Origin of the sequence: Hydrogenophaga sp. BPS33 (assembly GCF_009859475.1) — a bacterium.
In the GTDB taxonomy this organism is placed as follows: domain Bacteria; phylum Pseudomonadota; class Gammaproteobacteria; order Burkholderiales; family Burkholderiaceae_C; genus Hydrogenophaga.
In genome coordinates, this window is sequence record NZ_CP044550.1 from 80,264 (window position 1) to 96,563 (window position 16,300).

Below are 16,300 nucleotides of genomic sequence, written 5' to 3' on the forward strand. Positions count from 1 at the left end.
CATCTTGGCTACTGCATGACTGCGAATTCCCTGGCTAGTAGGGCGACGACTCCCCTTTGGGTACTACCTGGCATCAATGTTCTTCTTCGCCATGGGCATCACAGATGCTTGCTCATTTCGTGTTTCCATTCTTTACGGGCCAGCGCTACGGCTACTTTCCAGGAATGGCGGGCGTCGTCTTCCTCGCACCAGCGGCTTGGTGGGGATTGTGGAGAATGTATCGTTGAAGTTGGCCTCGGTCCCCAGGGCATGTATCGAATGGCGTCCAAGCCCGACTTCACTGCCTAGTTGGCCAAAGCAGTGCGTAGCGTCTTTTTGACACTGTGCGCCCAACTCGCACCTTGTCGAAGTGTCGCGATGGTAGCGGTCGGAACCTGTGCGAAGAAAAGTGACTCGTCAAAGTCGCACAGTTCGAGGACATACTTGAGCCTGTGTTCTCTTAGTCGACGGTCACCCCGCGTGACTGAGCCGCTTTCACCGGTTTGTTTGAAAAACTCGGCAGCCTCGCGAACATGTTCTAAAAACCTTGATTCAAGAGCTGGAATTGCGCGACTGAAGCGAGACCTTAGTCTTTCATCAGCGGCATCTTTGGAGACAACGAATCCCCAAGGTCTCGAGCCTGAGGCAATGTCAACGCATATGGCCTCTGTCCGAGTCAGCCCAAAGTCTCTCGCAATGCGGAGACGATGAGCTACACCGGGATCCAGACGAGCGATTTTGTCTATCGCCTCGAAAGCTCTCTTGCTCTCTCCGCGAATTGGAAGCACGAACGTTCCCAAGAGATTCCGGGCAATCGCATCACCTTGATTCGCTGCCAGCGTCATCCAATGCATGCCAGCTTCAAACGCCTCGATGTCGAGCGCCGATTTCAATATCGAGGCTCCCAGTTGACGTTGCGCGCATGGGTCCCCACTCGAAGCGGCCTTCTCCAAGAAGAATCTGGCAGCTTGTGGATTGGCGACAGACCCCTGACCATACGCGTGTACCCGATAGAGGAGCAACCACGCCTCCTCAATCCCAGCGTCTGCAGCGCGAAAGAGAAGGGCTGTCCCGCCACGGACGTTCCGCTTTGGGGTCAAACTAGCGGACCACGCGAATACCGAATCAATGCCACATAGGGCGCGACCCAAGACCAAAGCGGCAGATGAGTTTCCCCGCTTCACGCAGTCCTCCAGCATCGACTGTAGTCGACCACTATTCATCTGCGGCAACGTCATGCGCTGGTTTTGGGTTGCGACCAGCGCAATGCACATGGCATCACAGAGTTCCGAGGTTTGATCTATTGCCATCGACACTGCGTATTCCATGACGCGAGCCGCAATGTCCAGGTCACCACTCTTCACAGCCGACGACAGTGCTTGAGTCATCGTTCCACTGGCGTCAATCTCAGGGAGAGAGGCAAGGGTGGACATGGCGACCTTCATGGAGTTGTGTGTACCGCTCGATAGCGCGTTCATTGCCGCTGCCGCATGTTGGCAGCCGTCTGCGCTAGCTTGAGCCCACAGACGGTGAACGGAATCCACCTCTCTATATGTCAGCGCGCGCCAGAAGCCTAGCTTGAGACGCGCGGAAGCTGCGCCACCGTTTGCTGCTGATATAAGCACAACCAAAAGACTCCGTCGGACCAGTTCGCTCAGCGTCAGCGCGTCAGCGATGATTGTTGCCGAAAGCTTAGAGTTCGCTACCGAGGGATGCGAAAGGTACTTGAGTCCGAGGTCAATGTACTTCGAGAACCCCTCAGTGCCCAGCAAGTAGCGTTGCCCGACTTCGCAAAGAGCATCGCGGTCGCCTCGTTTCGCAAGTGTCAGCAGCTGTACGTCTTGTCGTCGCATTCTTTCCCGTGCGGTTAGATGGTCTCGCGTTCTCATGTCGCACCATTGCGGACACTTGTGACCATTCACGGGAAAATTTATCTGCGAGGTGATTTCCAAGCTGTGGCGTGCTCGTTACGCATGCGTCACGAAGCTGTTACGTGAATCGCGTCGCAGTATTCTGAGCATCGCAGATGTGCAAGGCGTAGATTCTTGGAGCTCGTTTCATTGCCGTTGTTCACATCGCGCACGCCAGCATTCAGCCCATGACTTCATGACATCAATAGCTTGGTCGAGGCTCAGGTGGTTTTGACCACTGCGCCGTGCAAGTGGGCTGCTGCCGGTTTCAAAGACACCTTGTTAAGGTGGATGGACTGCCCCTGGTCCGGTAGACAAACCCCGCCTATCCTTTGAGCATAGGAGGAAGTGCGATGAGCACCCAAAGGTTTTCACCAGAATTCAAGGAAGAGGCAGTCAAACAGGTCGTCGAACGCGGTTACACCGTGCCCGATGTGGCCGCCCGTTTAGGCGTGTCAGCACACAGTCTGTACAAGTGGGTCAAGGCCGTTGCGCCAGACAAGTCCGAGCAGCAATCCAAGGAGTTGCTGGAGGCCAAGAGCGAAATTCTTCGGCTGCGTGCCCAGATGCGCCGCATTGAAGAGGAGCGCGACCTACTAAAAAAAGCCGCGCGGTACTTTGCCAGGGAGCCCGAGTGAAGTACCGCTTCATGATCGAACATCGTCATGAATTTGCCCTGAGCCTGATGTGCAGGGTGCTGCAGGTGGCGCGCGCAGGCTTCTATGCATGGCTGCAATGCCCGCAGTCCGAGCGGGCCAAAGACGACGCTCGGCTGCTTGAAATGATTCGAAATTCATACGCAGCAAGTCACGGCGTCTATGGTGCTCGGCGGGTGTTTGCAGATCTTCGCGAGGCGGGTGAAACCTGCGGCCTGCATCGTGTGGAGCGCCTCATGCAGCGCCACAAGATCAAGGCTGTGCGTGGCTACAAGAAGCCTCGATCGATTGCAGGAAGACCCTCCCTCATTGCGCCAAACCACCTGCAACGCGAATTCACGGTGGACGCGCCCAACAAGGTCTGGGTCACCGACATCACCTACATCCGGACCTGGCAAGGCTGGCTGTATCTGGCGGTGGTCTTGGACCTCTACGCCCGCAAGGTAGTGGGCTGGTCCATGAAGCCCTCGTTGAGCAGAGAGCTCGCGTTGGACGCTGTGCTGATGGCCGTGTGGCGTCGAAAGCCCCAACAGCGGGTCATTGTGCACAGCGACCAGGGCAGCCAGTACGGAAGTGACGACTTCAAGCGGTTTTGTTCAGCCCACGACCTCGAGCCGAGCATGAGCAGACGGGGGAACTGCTGGGACAATGCCGTTGCCGAGTCCTTCTTCAGCAGCCTGAAGAAAGAGCGCATCCAGAAGCGCATTTACAAGACCAGGGACCTGGCACGCTCCGATGTCTTCGACTACATCGAAGCGTTCTACAACCGAACCCGCCGCCACAGCCACCTGGGCGGCGTCAGTCCCGAAGCGTTTGAACGCGCTTCGGCTTGAGGCGACGGTTTGTCTACTAGACCGGGGGCAGTCCAGGAAGATGAAACCGGAGGTGGTTCATGGAGAGAAGAAGGACATTCAGCCGAGAGTTCAAGCTCGAGGCGGTCAGGCTGGTCACTGAGCGTGGGGTGGCTGTGGCCCAGGCGGCCAAGGACCTGGACGTTCACGAGAACGTGCTGCGCAAGTGGGTGCGTGAGCTGCGAGAGGAGCCCCAGGAGGCGTTCCCTGGCAACGGCAAGCAAAAGGCCCAGGACATCGAGATAGCGCGGCTGCGCAAGGAGGTTGCCAAGCTCAAGATGGAGCGCGACATCCTGAAAAAAGCCGCGGCCTACTTCGCGAAGGAGTCGATGTGAAGTTCGGCTTCGTGGCGAAACACCGGGGGGCCTGGCCGGTCAATCTGATGTGCGAGGCGCTCGGTGTCTCGCGAGGCGGCTTCTACGCGTGGCTCACGCGGCCCAGGAGCCAACGCAGCCTCAGCGATGAAGTGCTGGGCGCTCAGGTCCACCAGAGCTTCGTGCGCAGCGACCGCACCTACGGCGCACGCCGTGTGTGGCACGACGTGCTGGAGCAAGGTCAGGCTTGTGGTCTGCACCGCATTGAGCGGCTCATGCGAGAGCAGGCACTGCGTGCTCGACCCCGTCGTCGTGGACTGCCCAAGGACCGGGGCGCGCGCAGCGCGGTGGCTGACAACGTGCTGGACCGCCAGTTCCAGGCCGATGGCCCGAACCAGAAGTGGGTGGCCGACTTCACCTACATCTGGACAGCAGAAGGTTGGCTGTACGTGGCTGCGGTGCTGGACCTGTACTCCCGTCGCATCGTGGGCTGGTCGATGCAGGAGAGCATGACCTCCCAGCTCGTGGTGGACGCGCTGATGATGGCCGTGTGGCGCCGGGGCAGACCCGTGGCCTTGCTGCACCACTCCGACCAGGGTAGCCAGGGCGGATTCAACCGGTCGTCGCAACACCGGGTTGTCGAACGGATTTTAGGTACTCGTTCAAAGTCTCAGCTGGTGTCTTCCAGCCCAGCGTTTTACGCGGCCTGTTGTTCAAGGTCCGGGCCACGGCTTGAATCTCCTGCTCGCTCCACCGTGACAGGTCAGTGCCTTTCGGGAAGTACTGGCGCAACAGCCCGTTCGTGTTCTCGTTCGTGCCGCGCTGCCATGGACTGTGAGGATCGGCAAAGAAGACCTTCACTCCGGACTCAATGGTGAATCGAGCATGGTCGGACAGTTCCTTGCCACGATCCCACGTCAGTGATTGCCACAACTGGGCAGGTAGCGTGGTCACGATTCTCTTGAGCGCGTTGGCCATGGTGATTGCCCCGTAACCCGCTAGCGCGGGGCCATTCTTCGTCCGGGGAGTCAGTCCATAGCCTGCCTCGCGAGGCAAGTGCACGAGCATGGTGAAGCGGCTCGACCGCTCCACCAGCGTCCCAATTGCGGACCTGTCCAGGCCGATGATCAAATCCCCTTCCCAATGTCCAGGCACGGCACGGTCTTTTGCCTCTGCAGGTCGACTGGAGATCATCACCTCCTCGCTGACATGAGCCCATGCTTTGGCCTGGGCCCTGGCCCGTGGCACGCGCAACGCACGCCCTGTACGCAGATAGCCCACCAGCTCGCGCTTGAGGGCGCCTCTGCCCTGGATATAGAGGGCCTGGTAGATGGCTTCGTGAGAAATGCGCATGGACGAATCATCCTGGAAGTCGACCTGCAGCCGGTTCGCAATCTGCTCCGGCGACCAGCCATTGACCCATTTGCGGTCACTACGATGAGGCTTGTTGCGGCCGAGAAACGCAGCTTGCACAGGCCCTGCAACTTCGCGACCTTGAGCATCAAGGATGTTGCCCTCCAAGCGGTCTTGGACATATTGGCGCAGAAGCGGGTTCACCACCAGCTTGGCTGGCTTGGGCCTTCTGGCCACCAGCTCGGACTTCCACTGAGCGACCGAAGCTCGATACTCGAGCTTGCCACCGCGGGTGGCCGCGTTGCGCGTCAACTCCCTCGAGACCGTTGACGGGCTTCGTCCCAGACGGCGAGCTATCTCCCGTACCCCGACGTCTTGAGCTCGCAGAAGCGCGATCTCTTCTCGTTCCGCGAAGGACAGATACCTCACGGACACAGACTTTGATAAGAACAATGGCATGCCACCACGATGCCGGAACCAGCGTGTGCCTACGGGCTGCGACACGCCAACAGCTTCGGCTGCCCTCTCACTCGTGATTCCGCTCGCGATCTGCTGCCAGAACTGCCGCTCCACTTCGCGCCGATGCGATGGCGCGCCAGGTGATCGCATCGCCGATCGCCCCGTTAACTCTTGCATCCAGCCCGCTGGTCTTCCCATAACACCTCCATGATTGAAGGTGTTGCGACGACCGATTGAATCCGCCCAGTACACCAGCGAGCACTTCCAGAAGCTGCTGGACGAACAGGGCATCACCTGCAGCATGAGCAGGGCCGGCGAGGTCTGGGACAACTCAGCCATGGAGAGCTTCTTCAGCTCCCTCAAGACCGAGCGCACGGCCAGGAAGGTGTATCGAACGCGAGGGCAGGCCCGTTCAGACGTGTTCGATTACATCGAGTGCTTCTACAACCCGACGCGTCGGCATTCGACGCTCGGCTATCTCAGTCCCGTACAGTTCGAGCGAGCTCAAGATGGACTGCCCCCGGTCTAGTAGACAAACCGTCGCCTCAAGCCGAAGCGCGTTCAAACGCTTCGGGACTGACGCCGCCCAGGTGGCTGTGGCGGCGGGTTCGGTTGTAGAACGCTTCGATGTAGTCGAAGACATCGGAGCGTGCCAGGTCCCTGGTCTTGTAAATGCGCTTCTGGATGCGCTCTTTCTTCAGGCTGCTGAAGAAGGACTCGGCAACGGCATTGTCCCAGCAGTTCCCCCGTCTGCTCATGCTCGGCTCGAGGTCGTGGGCTGAACAAAACCGCTTGAAGTCGTCACTTCCGTACTGGCTGCCCTGGTCGCTGTGCACAATGACCCGCTGTTGGGGCTTTCGACGCCACACGGCCATCAGCACAGCGTCCAACGCGAGCTCTCTGCTCAACGAGGGCTTCATGGACCAGCCCACTACCTTGCGGGCGTAGAGGTCCAAGACCACCGCCAGATACAGCCAGCCTTGCCAGGTCCGGATGTAGGTGATGTCGGTGACCCAGACCTTGTTGGGCGCGTCCACCGTGAATTCGCGTTGCAGGTGGTTTGGCGCAATGAGGGAGGGTCTTCCTGCAATCGATCGAGGCTTCTTGTAGCCACGCACAGCCTTGATCTTGTGGCGCTGCATGAGGCGCTCCACACGATGCAGGCCGCAGGTTTCACCCGCCTCGCGAAGATCTGCAAACACCCGCCGAGCACCATAGACGCCGTGACTTGCTGCGTATGAATTTCGAATCATTTCAAGCAGCCGAGCGTCGTCTTTGGCCCGCTCGGACTGCGGGCATTGCAGCCATGCATAGAAGCCTGCGCGCGCCACCTGCAGCACCCTGCACATCAGGCTCAGGGCAAATTCATGACGATGTTCGATCATGAAGCGGTACTTCACTCGGGCTCCCTGGCAAAGTACCGCGCGGCTTTTTTTAGTAGGTCGCGCTCCTCTTCAATGCGGCGCATCTGGGCACGCAGCCGAAGAATTTCGCTCTTGGCCTCCAGCAACTCCTTGGATTGCTGCTCGGACTTGTCTGGCGCAACGGCCTTGACCCACTTGTACAGACTGTGTGCTGACACGCCTAAACGGGCGGCCACATCGGGCACGGTGTAACCGCGTTCGACGACCTGTTTGACTGCCTCTTCCTTGAATTCTGGTGAAAACCTTTGGGTGCTCATCGCACTTCCTCCTATGCTCAAAGGATAGGCGGGGTTTGTCTACCGGACCAGGGGCAGTCCAAGAAGCTTAGGTCGGTGTCAACGGAACCGGCAGCAGCCCACTTTGTCTTGCGCTCGTACCCACTCTCGCCCAGGCTCATTTGCTTCATGTCCTCAATGTCTCACATCACGCAGCCACTGCCGAGGTTGTGCTGACCTTCCCTAAGGCACTGGAACCTCGTGGCTAGATTTACCTCGTGGCTAGATTTCATGCCTGTAGTGAGCGCAAGTGCAGCGAGCCGTGGACGTCAGCACACAGATGGCGGCTCCTGTAAGAGAAATCACTTGCGATTGTTTCTGCAACTCAATGCCGACCGGCTTCATTCCTTGTTGTGCCCATAGCCTACGTATCGCACCAAGCTTTCTTGCAGCCAGTGGCTGCGACGAGAGCAGTTGGAGGTGCGTACCAAACCCAAACTAGGAGCAATCAATATGAACAGGAAAATGCTGACGCTCGCTGCGCTGGCAGCCTTGTCCACAGTCGCAAGCGCACAATCCTCTGTGACGCTATTTGGCGTTGTCGACGCTGCGGTGCGTTCGGTGAAGAACGGATCTGACGGATCGAAAACTCAACTTGCTTCTGGCGACAACATGACCAGTCGCTGGGGTCTGCGCGGCGTGGAAGACCTCGGGGGGGGCCTGAAGGCCAGCTTCCACCTCGAATCGCAGTTCGCCGTCGACACTGGTACAGCGGACCCCGCAAAGTTCTTCGGCCGCCGTTCGACGGTGAGTCTGAGCGGCGGGTTTGGTGAAGTCCGACTGGGTCGCGACTACACCCCCACTTTCATGAACGGTTTGGGCGACGAATTTGGAATCGTGGGTATTGGCTCACGCGGCATCTTCCTCTATGGAGCTGGCTCGAACCTGGGCAGCGTGGCCAGCACGGTTCTCCGCGCGGACAATGCAATCAGCTACCTGCTGCCCGCTATGGGTGGCGTGTATGGCCAGATTCAAGTCGCGCCAGGCGAAGGAATTGTGGGCAACCGCTATACGGGCGGTGGGCTCGGATACAAGAACTCGGCGATGGACGTTGGTGTGGCATACGGCGTCACCGATGTTGGAACGCCTTCTGACTTCAAACACTACAACGTCAAGTTCAACTACATGTTTGGCTTTGCGACGTTGCACACGCTGTATGACGTGAAGGCGTGGAGCGGCCGCAAGACGCAGGACATTTCTATCGGCGCCAGCGTTCCTGTTGCCACCGGCACCATCCGCGTTGGCTACACGCGAGCCAATCGATCTGGCGGTCCAGTGGGCTCTGGCTACGCAGACGGCGACGACAGCACACGTCTCGCAATCGGCTATGTGCATGACCTGTCGAAGCGTACAGCGCTCTACACCACGTATAGCCGCATCAGCAACGACGGCGCTGCTCGTAGTTCTGTCCTCGGAACGCCTCCTGCCGGCATGCTGGGAGGTGAAAACTCCTCCGGCTTCGAAGTGGGCCTGCGCCACACCTTCTAAGCAGATACCCCGGTTCTCGGGGTGACCTCGGGTTCTTCTGGCACGCAGATTTGCCGGTATGGCAGTGAAGTCCCCTCGAAAACCTGAACCAGTTGGAAGTAGAGAATTCCCCCAGCAGGAGTCTCTACATGAAGAAATCCAGATTCAGTGAAGCGCAGATGGTCGGCATCCTCAAGGAGGTCGAGCTTGGCGCGAAGGTTGCAGAGACGTGCAGGAAGCACGGCATCAGCGAGCCGACGTACTACAAGTGGAAGAGCCAGTTCTCTGGCATGACGGTCTCGCACCTATCGCAGCTGCGGCAGTTGCAGGACGAGAACGCCAAGCTCAAGCGCATGTACGCCGACCTGGCGCTGATGCACCACGCGCTCAAGGACGTCGTTGACCGAAAGCTCTGACCCCGGAGCGTCGCGATATGGTCGTTCAGGCCCTCGTGGCCGAGCACGGCATGAGTGAGCGACGTGCCTGCCAGGCAAGTGGCATCTCCCGCTCAACGCTGCGCTACCGACCGGTTGCACGCGACGACTCCGGGGTCATCAGCTTCATCCAGGCCCACATGGCACTGAACCCGCGTCACGGCTTCGGCTTGCTGTACGACAGCGCGCGCCACCAGGGAAAGCCCTGGGGCAAGACGGTGCTCTGGCGCGTGTACTGCGAGCTGCGGCTGAACCTGCCTCGGCGGGGCAAGAAACGGTTGCCAGCGCGCGTCAAACAACCGCTGCAGGCTGCAGCCCAGCCCAATCACGGCTGGAGCTGCGACTTCATGTCCGATGCGCTGTGGTCGGGGCGGCGCTTCAGGACCTTCAATGTCATCGACGAGTTCAACCGCGAAGGCCTTCGTATCGAGGTCGACACCAGCCTGCCGGCCGCGCGGGTCATCCGGGCCTTGAACGAGCTGGTGGAGGCACGCGGCGCGCCGCTGTCGATTCGCCTGGACAACGGCCCCGAGTTCATCGCCAATGCGCTGGCCCAGTGGGCGCAATCCAAGGGCATCGCCCTCAACCACATCCAGCCTGGTAAGCCCACGCAGAACGCCTATGTCGAACGCTTCAACAAGACCTACCGCACCGAGGTGCTCGATTGCTACGTCTTCGACAGCTTGAAGGAGGTGCGTGAAATGACAGCCGACTGGCTGCACCGCTACAACCACCATCGGCCCCATGAAGCTCTCGGCAGAATCCCGCCTGTCGAGTACCGTGTCAAACTGTTCCCCAACCTCTACTTCTGAATGGCGCAGGAAATCGAGGGGACTTCAGCAGGTCTGCGTGCTTTTTCGCGTGCGCGTAGAGATGAACTCGCCTTCCTCCTGAGCAACATGACGAATTTGTCATTCTTCGGTCTCGATGTTGTAGGAGCCTGATTTTTAAAGTTGATGTCGGTTCTTGAGGGCAACCTTGCCTAGCTCAAGAGTCCGTTCTATTCACCAATGAGGTTCCAAATGAAAGCACTTTCAACACTCCGTATCGCAGCAATTGCAGTCGCATTCACCAGCACTTTGGGGGCAGTGTCTGCAGCTGAAACGTTCCGCAATGGTCAGTCGGTCCAAGGCCAGTCGGCCAGCGCGGACGCTGGCTCGAGAATCGTGGACGTTGAAGCAACCAAGTACGCCAACGTCAAGTATGGGGAAACGGTCTCCTTTGTAGGCACGGACGGTAAAAAGTTTTCGTGGACCTTCAATGGTCTGGATGGTCGCTCCTGGGATCTTGCCCAGTTCGCGCCTGCCGGCTTCACGAGCAAGGACTATCGTGTTTACGTGACCAAGAATCCGTTGTATCGCCGTTGAGTGGTCACTACCAGTACCTGGCTCGTGGGCCAGTAGCTCCGGTTCATATCCGCGCCACGGTGAGATGGGGTGGCGGTGAAGGTTGCTTGATCGCGACCAATCACCGCCTTTCACATGCTCCGCTCTGGACTTGGACCCCAGCAGGCGCTTTATCGTCTAAAAGCGCATCGCCTTGCGGGTCCGGGCCGGGCTCCTCATCGAAAGGACGCCATTTAGCCCCGGAGTGCAACAACCCTCTGTCAGCCGAATTACATGTTCGTCACATTCCAGATTGAAGAAATTCACGTGCCAAACTGCTGGCCCTTGGAGACGGTCACCGTATGAAAATTCTTATCGTGGAAGACGAAGCCCATACGGGCGAGTACCTCAAGAAAGGTCTGAGAGAAGCGGGGTACTACACCGAGTTGATGCGGGATGGTGTTGACGGTTTGCACGAGGCTACGGAGGGTGACTACGACCTAGTGCTACTGGACGTGAATTTGCCTGGAATTGACGGATGGTCGGTGCTTCGCTCATTGCGGAGAAAAAAGCCTCATCTGCCGGTTCTGTACCTTACGGCGAGAGACAGCATTGAAGACCGTGTCAAAGGCCTTGAGTTGGGAGCAGATGACTACCTTATCAAGCCGTTTTCGTTCTCCGAGCTTCTCGCACGCATAAAGACGGTGCTGCGCAGAGGTATCCAGTCACAGGAGTCCACAACGCTCCAAGTGGCCGACCTTCAGCTTGACCTCGTGCGAAGAAGGGCGAGCAGGGCGGGTCGTCGCCTGGACCTGACAGCGAAGGAGTTCGGACTACTTGAGCTCTTCATGCGGCGCCAAGGGGAGGTTCTCCCACGCACATTGATAGCTTCGCTGATGTGGGACATCAACTTCGACAGCGAGAGCAATGTGATTGTTGTCGCGGTGGGGCGGCTCCGGTCAAAAATCGATGACGCGTTCGATGCCAAGCTGCTTAGAACAGTGCGTGGCATGGGCTACGTGCTCGACGAGCCCGAGCCCGAGACCGAGCCCTGAAAGTGTTCGAGAATTATGTCGTTAACTGCTCGACTGACGCTTCTGTTCGCCTGCGTGCTGACGGTAGTCCTAGCTGGATTCTCGTGGCTGGTCTTTCGAGAAACAAGCAGCCGGTTCCATGAGCTGGACGAGCTGCTGCTGCAGGGCAAAGTTCAGCTCGTCGCTGAAGCGGCGCGAAACAGCCGGTCGGAGGATGAGCTGAGGGGGTGGCTTGCGACAAGCATGCCAGGGCACGCCGGGCTCTACGTCAAGGTTCTCAGCGACACTGGCGACCTATTCGAACATCGAGATTTGCAATTGCCAGCAGGCCTGGCAGAAGAATTCTCCGGTGCCGGGAAGGCCAAAGACTGGCGAAGAACAGCTCACAGCTTTCATGCCAAACGCTTTGAGGTCAGTCTTGGCGGGAACGTCTCAAAGAAGCTCTCTGTGATTGCCGCAGTAGACACGCGGCAGCACACAGACTTCCTTGACGTGTTGTCCATGAAGACCTTGGGGTATGTGTGCTTCGCAGTAGTGGTGGGCACGATGCTCGGCTGGCTAGCAAGCCGGGGCGGCCTACAGCCGCTTATTACGATGAGAGCAAGAGCGGAGCAAATAAACGCCAATAGGCTATCGGAGCGGATCTCTGCACAGAGCTGGCCAAAGGAGATGCGTGAACTTGCTAACTCGCTGAACGGCTTGCTGGATCGTCTCCAAAGCGACTTTGACCGCCTGAGCGCGTTCTCGGCAAATCTGGCGCATGAGATGAGAACTCCAGTCAGCAACCTTCTGACTGTCGCGCAAGTCACACTGGCTCAATCACGAACCAGTGACGAGTATCGAAGCACGATTGAGACGATATCGGAAGAACTGCAAGACCAAGCGCGAACTATCTCGGACATGCTCTTCCTGGCGCGAACGGAGAACATGCACGCTCTGCCATCTGTGCAACTCGTCGAGCTCGACGTAGAGTCTCAATCGTTGGTTGATTTCTATGACGTTACGGCAAGCGAAAAGGCGCTAAACTTTTCAGTCAGGGGCTCCGCTCGAGTGCAAGGTGACCGTCTGATGATTCGTCGAGCAATCAGCAATCTGCTGTCAAATGCAGTGAAGTATGCGCAGCCCGCATCCACCATCGATATCAGCATCAACACTGCTGAAGGCAAGGCCAGTTTGGCGATTACCAACAGGGGAGAAGAGATTCCTGTTGCCTCTCAAGCGTCGCTCTTTGACCGCTTTGTGCGACTCTCTTCGCCGAGCGCAAAAGATGCTGGAGGTCTGGGCCTAGGCCTTGCTATCACCAAAGCCATCATGAGAGCCCACCACGGTCAAGTCGAGCTGAGGTCCCTAGCAGGGGCCAACACCTTTGTCCTCGAATTTGAGAAGGTGGTGTCCCTGTCGCACTAGGGGAACTCTCTTCAGTTGTTGCTGTGGCCTTTGTTCAGAAGATAGTCCATGCGGGCCACTTCGTTGCTCGTGACAGGGATTGAGCGACCATCTGCGGCCTCCAGAACTTCGCCTTTCTTCAAATACACGGAGGTACCTACCCGGCTTTCCTTGCCCATCTTCCCATCAGGGAAGATGTAGAGACTGCCTCCGTCCTTGAGTGGGATGGTTTCCTTGGCGGCTTCGACGGCAGCGTGCCCAGCGAAGGTGGAGGTGGAGGCAAGAGCAAGAGCCGCGATGGCAAGTTTCGCTTTCATATGTGTTCCTTCTTTGATTGTCCGAATAGCACTATTGCTTCGGAGTACCTACGTACCCCCCTACGCTACCCAGATGGCCGTGACGAGAGCGCTGCTTGAGCATTACTTTTTTGTCAGGACAGCGCGTTCAGTTGGCAATAGCGGTTCGCAAAGTTTGTCGTAGCCCTTGCGCCCAGCTGGATCCCTGGCGCAGTGAGGTGAGGGTCGACGTAGTGACTTGCGCGAAGAACATGGACTCGTCGACGCCGCTGCGATCAAGCCGATATCGAAGCTTCTGCGATCGCTGTCGCTGTTCAGCGTTGGACAGCACTGGGCCCTCACCTGCGAGTCGGAAGAACTCGGCAGACTCTCGTAAGCTGTCAACAAATTGACCCTTTAGCGCCGGTATCGCTCGTCCAAACCTGGTTCTCTGGTAGCGGTCTGCAGCTCCGCTTGAAACAACTAAGCCCCAAGACCTTACGCCGGACACCACGTCTACGCACGTTGCTTCAGCTTTGGTCAATCCAAAATTCCTCGAGACGCGCAGGCGATGTGCGACCCAGGGGTCGATTTTTTCTAACTCCTCAATGACATGTAGAGCATCGTCGTCAGTTCCTTGCACCGGAAGAACGAACGACTGCAGAAGGCTTTTCGCAATGACGTCGTCTTGGGCTGCAGCTTGTGACATCCAATGAAGTCCAAGTTCCTGCTCTGCCATTCCTGTAGCTGATTTGAGAATCATGGCGCCAAGCTGACGTTGCGCATTGGCGTTGCCACTCGCTGCAGCTTTTTCAAGAAAGAAGAGCGCCGCGTGAGGATTTGCCACAGAGCCATGGCCGTCTGAGTGAACTCGGTAAAGGAGCAGCCAGGCCTCACTCAGACCTGCATCCGCCGCACGAAGTAGTAGCGCAGTACCCCCTCGAAGATTTCGCTTGGGAACAAGACTCTCAGACGCCGCAAATGCGGTGTCTATGCCGCAGAACGCGCGGCCCAAAAGCAACGCCGCTTCGGCATTCCTTCGGCCCACGCAGTCCTCCAAGATGGCATGAAGCGTCGTACTGTCAAGCTCGGGAAGAGACACCTGATTGCGTTGCAGGAAGACAAGGCCGCCGCATACGGCATCGCACAGCCCGGAGCCTCGTTCTAAGGGCAGCGCGGTAGCGAACTTGAGCAGCCGAATGACGAGTGCAGAATCTACAGTACGCGTGGCCTCGAAGAGCGCGTGCGCAACAGTATCTTCTGTCGCGATGTCTGGCTCCTCGACAAGCGTTTTCAATGCCGACAAGAGACGGCTTTCCTTGGAGTTCTTGTAAGCGCTTAGAGCGTTTGAGGCTGTCTCACTCCCCAAGGTTTCGGCTCGCTCCCATAGCTCAAGTGCAAGCTCGTCGTCCAGTTGCGTAAAACCACGCCATACCCCCAGCTTGAGGCAAGCGGCTGACGAGCCAGCACTTGCTGCGGCAACCAGTATTGGGACCAGGTCGCGCTGGACGAGGTCGCTCAACGAAAGGCCTTCCGCAATGATTTTGGCGGAGCGCTCCGAAGCGGAAAGCGCTGGGTGGGATAGGTATTTAAGGCCTAGGTCGGTGTACTTTGGAAAGCCCTGCACACCCTCCAAGTAGCGTTGCCCAACCTCGCATAGCGCATCCAAGTCGCCTTGTCTCGCAAGGGCCAGCAGTTGAACGTCTTGACGTCGCATGTTCTCCAGAACTTCGATAGAAACTTGTCGGTGAATCTATCGAGATGCTGGTTTCCACAAGCTTTCGCGCTGATGACGATGTCGTCACCAATTTGTTATTTTCATGAAGTGGACTTCCCGTACGTAGTGACGGAAAAACACAACGCCGGAAGGATGGTCCGGGTTGGCGCGTTCGAAGAGAGCAACGGATTTCGCCAGTTTTCATGCAAATCACTAGCGAATTTTCCAAAAATTGACGCGGGGGGAGCGTTCATGCGTAGACGTGAACATAGTCACGGGTACGCACCGTCGTCATGTGCTTGGTCAGACAGCCATCAATTTTGGCTGTTCGTCTTCAGTGACATTTTGGCCAACATGCGAGGTGCGATTCGTCCCCCCAAACTAGTCTCTGAATAGAGCTATCAGCGTAAAGGAAATCTCATGAACAAGACGAATCGTTCGGCACTGGCCGTGCTCGCCCTCCTCGGGACCACTGCCGCCTTTGCCCAAAGCAGCGTGACGCTGTACGGCCGTGTGAATACCACGGTGGAACGCCAAGATGTGGGCGGCGTGAAGACCACTGTTGTGGCCAACAACAGCTCGCGCTTTGGCTTCAAGGGCGTCGAGGATCTCGGTGGCGGTCTGACCGCTGGCTTCCAGCTGGAAAGCGGTTTCCAGTCGGACACCGGTGTTGGCAGTGGTGCGCTTTTCGGTCGCCACAGCGAAGTGAACCTGTCGGGCGGATTTGGTACCGTTCGCCTGGGCAACTTCTTCCCCGCCTCGTACTTCGCGTCTGCCGACTATGTCAGCATGCACAACCACGACACGGGATCCTCGTCTGACGCTCTGTACTACGACCCGGTATGGTTCGGCGGTCCAGGCACCGGCAACAAGATTGCTTACCGCACCCCCAACATCGGTGGCTTCACTGCGGAAGGTTCTGTTGTGCTGCATGAGCAAGCACCCGGTACCGGAGGCAAGAACGGCTATGACTTTGCTGCCAACTACGCCATGGGCGCACTGGACCTTGGCGCAGGCTACAGCGCCATTGATAGCAACAAGCAGTTCTCCTTGCGTGCTTTGTATTCCTTTGGTCAATTTACCGTTGGTGGCTACTATCAGCGCAACAAGGACGCAAACCAGCTGCTGGCTACCGGAGCTGGAACGCGCAACAATCTGCGCTTGGCTGCGGCCTACAGCGTTGGCGCCTCGGAGTTTCACGTGAACGTGGGCCGTGCAGGCGAATACGAGAACATCGCCGACAGCGACGCTACGCAATACACGCTGGGCTACAACTACAACCTGAGCAAGCGCACGAAGGTCTACGGTTACTACACCCGCGTGAACAACAGCACCAACGCGACCTATATGACCGGCACCGCTGGTGCCGATTTCAGCTCCGTTGCAGTGGGCATTCGCCACAACTTCTAAGCTGCTCGCGCTCTCGGCAGCCTCGCTGCCC

General features: G+C 58.0%; 12 protein-coding genes and 2 pseudogenes. 9 read left to right on the forward strand and 5 right to left on the reverse strand.

The features are described from left to right. Positions 1-284: 284 nt before the first annotated feature. The gene (locus F9K07_RS29815) at positions 285-1,931 is read right to left on the reverse strand and encodes a tetratricopeptide repeat protein (protein ID WP_159597245.1); all 1,647 of its coding nucleotides are present in this window, start codon (positions 1,929-1,931) and stop codon (positions 285-287) included. Positions 1,932-2,242: 311 nt separating this feature from the next. Here F9K07_RS29815 and F9K07_RS29825 point away from each other — a divergent pair. Both F9K07_RS29825 and F9K07_RS29830 read left to right on the forward strand, forming a co-directional pair. After that, positions 2,243-3,378 (forward strand): IS3 family transposase gene (locus F9K07_RS29825; RefSeq protein WP_201451459.1). Its coding sequence is split into 2 segments (ribosomal slippage): positions 2,243-2,495 and positions 2,495-3,378, totalling 1,137 coding nucleotides; the frame shifts between segments, so codons are not numbered across the junction. Positions 3,379-3,437: 59 nt separating this feature from the next. Beyond that, a pseudogene (locus tag F9K07_RS29830) lies at positions 3,438-4,315 on the forward strand (IS3 family transposase); the annotation flags it as partial. Positions 4,316-4,322: 7 nt separating this feature from the next. Here F9K07_RS29830 and F9K07_RS29835 read toward each other — a convergent pair. After that, positions 4,323-5,699: an IS30 family transposase gene (locus F9K07_RS29835; RefSeq protein WP_159597175.1), complete on the reverse strand. Its 1,377-nt coding sequence runs from the start codon at positions 5,697-5,699 to the stop codon at positions 4,323-4,325. A 64-nt stretch (positions 5,700-5,763) separates the two neighbouring features. Here F9K07_RS29835 and F9K07_RS29840 point away from each other — a divergent pair. Beyond that, positions 5,764-6,051, forward strand: a pseudogene (locus F9K07_RS29840) (IS3 family transposase); the annotation flags it as partial. Positions 6,052-6,067: 16 nt separating this feature from the next. Here the strand turns inward: F9K07_RS29840 and F9K07_RS29845 are convergent. Beyond that, positions 6,068-7,203, reverse strand: a protein-coding gene (locus F9K07_RS29845; protein ID WP_201451459.1) for an IS3 family transposase whose coding sequence is annotated in 2 segments (ribosomal slippage) — positions 6,068-6,951 and positions 6,951-7,203 — 1,137 coding nt in all. Because the reading frame shifts where the segments join, the coding sequence is not laid out codon by codon here. 471 nt (positions 7,204-7,674) lie between these two features. On the opposite strand from F9K07_RS29845, the gene F9K07_RS29855 reads away from it, so the two are divergent. From F9K07_RS29855 to F9K07_RS29875, 5 genes are all read left to right on the forward strand, one after another. Continuing rightward, positions 7,675-8,709 (forward strand): porin, encoded by a 1,035-nt coding sequence (locus F9K07_RS29855; RefSeq protein WP_159597246.1) that lies wholly within the window; start codon positions 7,675-7,677, stop codon positions 8,707-8,709. 128 nt (positions 8,710-8,837) lie between these two features. Further along, positions 8,838-9,934 (forward strand): IS3 family transposase gene (locus F9K07_RS29860; RefSeq protein ID WP_442907461.1). Its coding sequence is split into 2 segments (ribosomal slippage): positions 8,838-9,090 and positions 9,090-9,934, totalling 1,098 coding nucleotides; the frame shifts between segments, so codons are not numbered across the junction. A gap of 210 nt (positions 9,935-10,144) precedes the next feature. Then, positions 10,145-10,489, forward strand: a complete 345-nt coding sequence (locus tag F9K07_RS29865; protein ID WP_159597247.1) for a CzcE family metal-binding protein — start codon at positions 10,145-10,147, stop codon at positions 10,487-10,489. Positions 10,490-10,809: 320 nt separating this feature from the next. Next, complete coding sequence (locus F9K07_RS29870) at positions 10,810-11,502, forward strand: heavy metal response regulator transcription factor (RefSeq protein ID WP_159597248.1); 693 nt, start codon at positions 10,810-10,812, stop codon at positions 11,500-11,502. A 15-nt stretch (positions 11,503-11,517) separates the two neighbouring features. Continuing rightward, a complete protein-coding gene (locus F9K07_RS29875) occupies positions 11,518-12,888 on the forward strand; it encodes a heavy metal sensor histidine kinase (RefSeq protein ID WP_268894771.1) in 1,371 nt (456 codons plus the stop codon). Positions 12,889-12,899: 11 nt separating this feature from the next. Here F9K07_RS29875 and F9K07_RS29880 read toward each other — a convergent pair whose 3' ends face one another. Further along, entirely contained in the window at positions 12,900-13,184 is a 285-nt protein-coding gene (locus F9K07_RS29880) for a CopK family periplasmic copper-binding protein (protein WP_159597250.1), read from the reverse strand. 127 nt (positions 13,185-13,311) lie between these two features. Further along, on the reverse strand, positions 13,312-14,859 hold the full coding sequence (locus tag F9K07_RS29885) for a tetratricopeptide repeat protein (protein ID WP_159597251.1): 1,548 nt from the start codon (positions 14,857-14,859) through the stop codon (positions 13,312-13,314). Positions 14,860-15,279: 420 nt separating this feature from the next. Between F9K07_RS29885 and F9K07_RS29890 the strand changes: the two genes are divergently transcribed. Further along, the gene (locus F9K07_RS29890) at positions 15,280-16,269 is read left to right on the forward strand and encodes a porin (RefSeq protein WP_159597252.1); all 990 of its coding nucleotides are present in this window, start codon (positions 15,280-15,282) and stop codon (positions 16,267-16,269) included. Positions 16,270-16,300: the final 31 nt, after the last annotated feature.

Bases quoted from the DNA above. Each gene is read 5' to 3' on its own strand.
- F9K07_RS29875 (WP_268894771.1), top strand. From the start codon at position 11,518: ATGTCGTTAACTGCTCGACTGACGCTTCTGTTCGCCTGCGTGCTGACG.
- F9K07_RS29890 (WP_159597252.1), top strand. From the start codon at position 15,280: ATGAACAAGACGAATCGTTCGGCACTGGCCGTGCTCGCCCTCCTCGGG.
- F9K07_RS29855 (WP_159597246.1), top strand. From the start codon at position 7,675: ATGAACAGGAAAATGCTGACGCTCGCTGCGCTGGCAGCCTTGTCCACA.
- F9K07_RS29870 (WP_159597248.1), top strand. From the start codon at position 10,810: ATGAAAATTCTTATCGTGGAAGACGAAGCCCATACGGGCGAGTACCTC.
- F9K07_RS29835 (WP_159597175.1), bottom strand. From the start codon at position 5,699: ATGCAAGAGTTAACGGGGCGATCGGCGATGCGATCACCTGGCGCGCCA.
- F9K07_RS29865 (WP_159597247.1), top strand. From the start codon at position 10,145: ATGAAAGCACTTTCAACACTCCGTATCGCAGCAATTGCAGTCGCATTC.
- F9K07_RS29885 (WP_159597251.1), bottom strand. From the start codon at position 14,859: ATGCGACGTCAAGACGTTCAACTGCTGGCCCTTGCGAGACAAGGCGAC.
- F9K07_RS29880 (WP_159597250.1), bottom strand. From the start codon at position 13,184: ATGAAAGCGAAACTTGCCATCGCGGCTCTTGCTCTTGCCTCCACCTCC.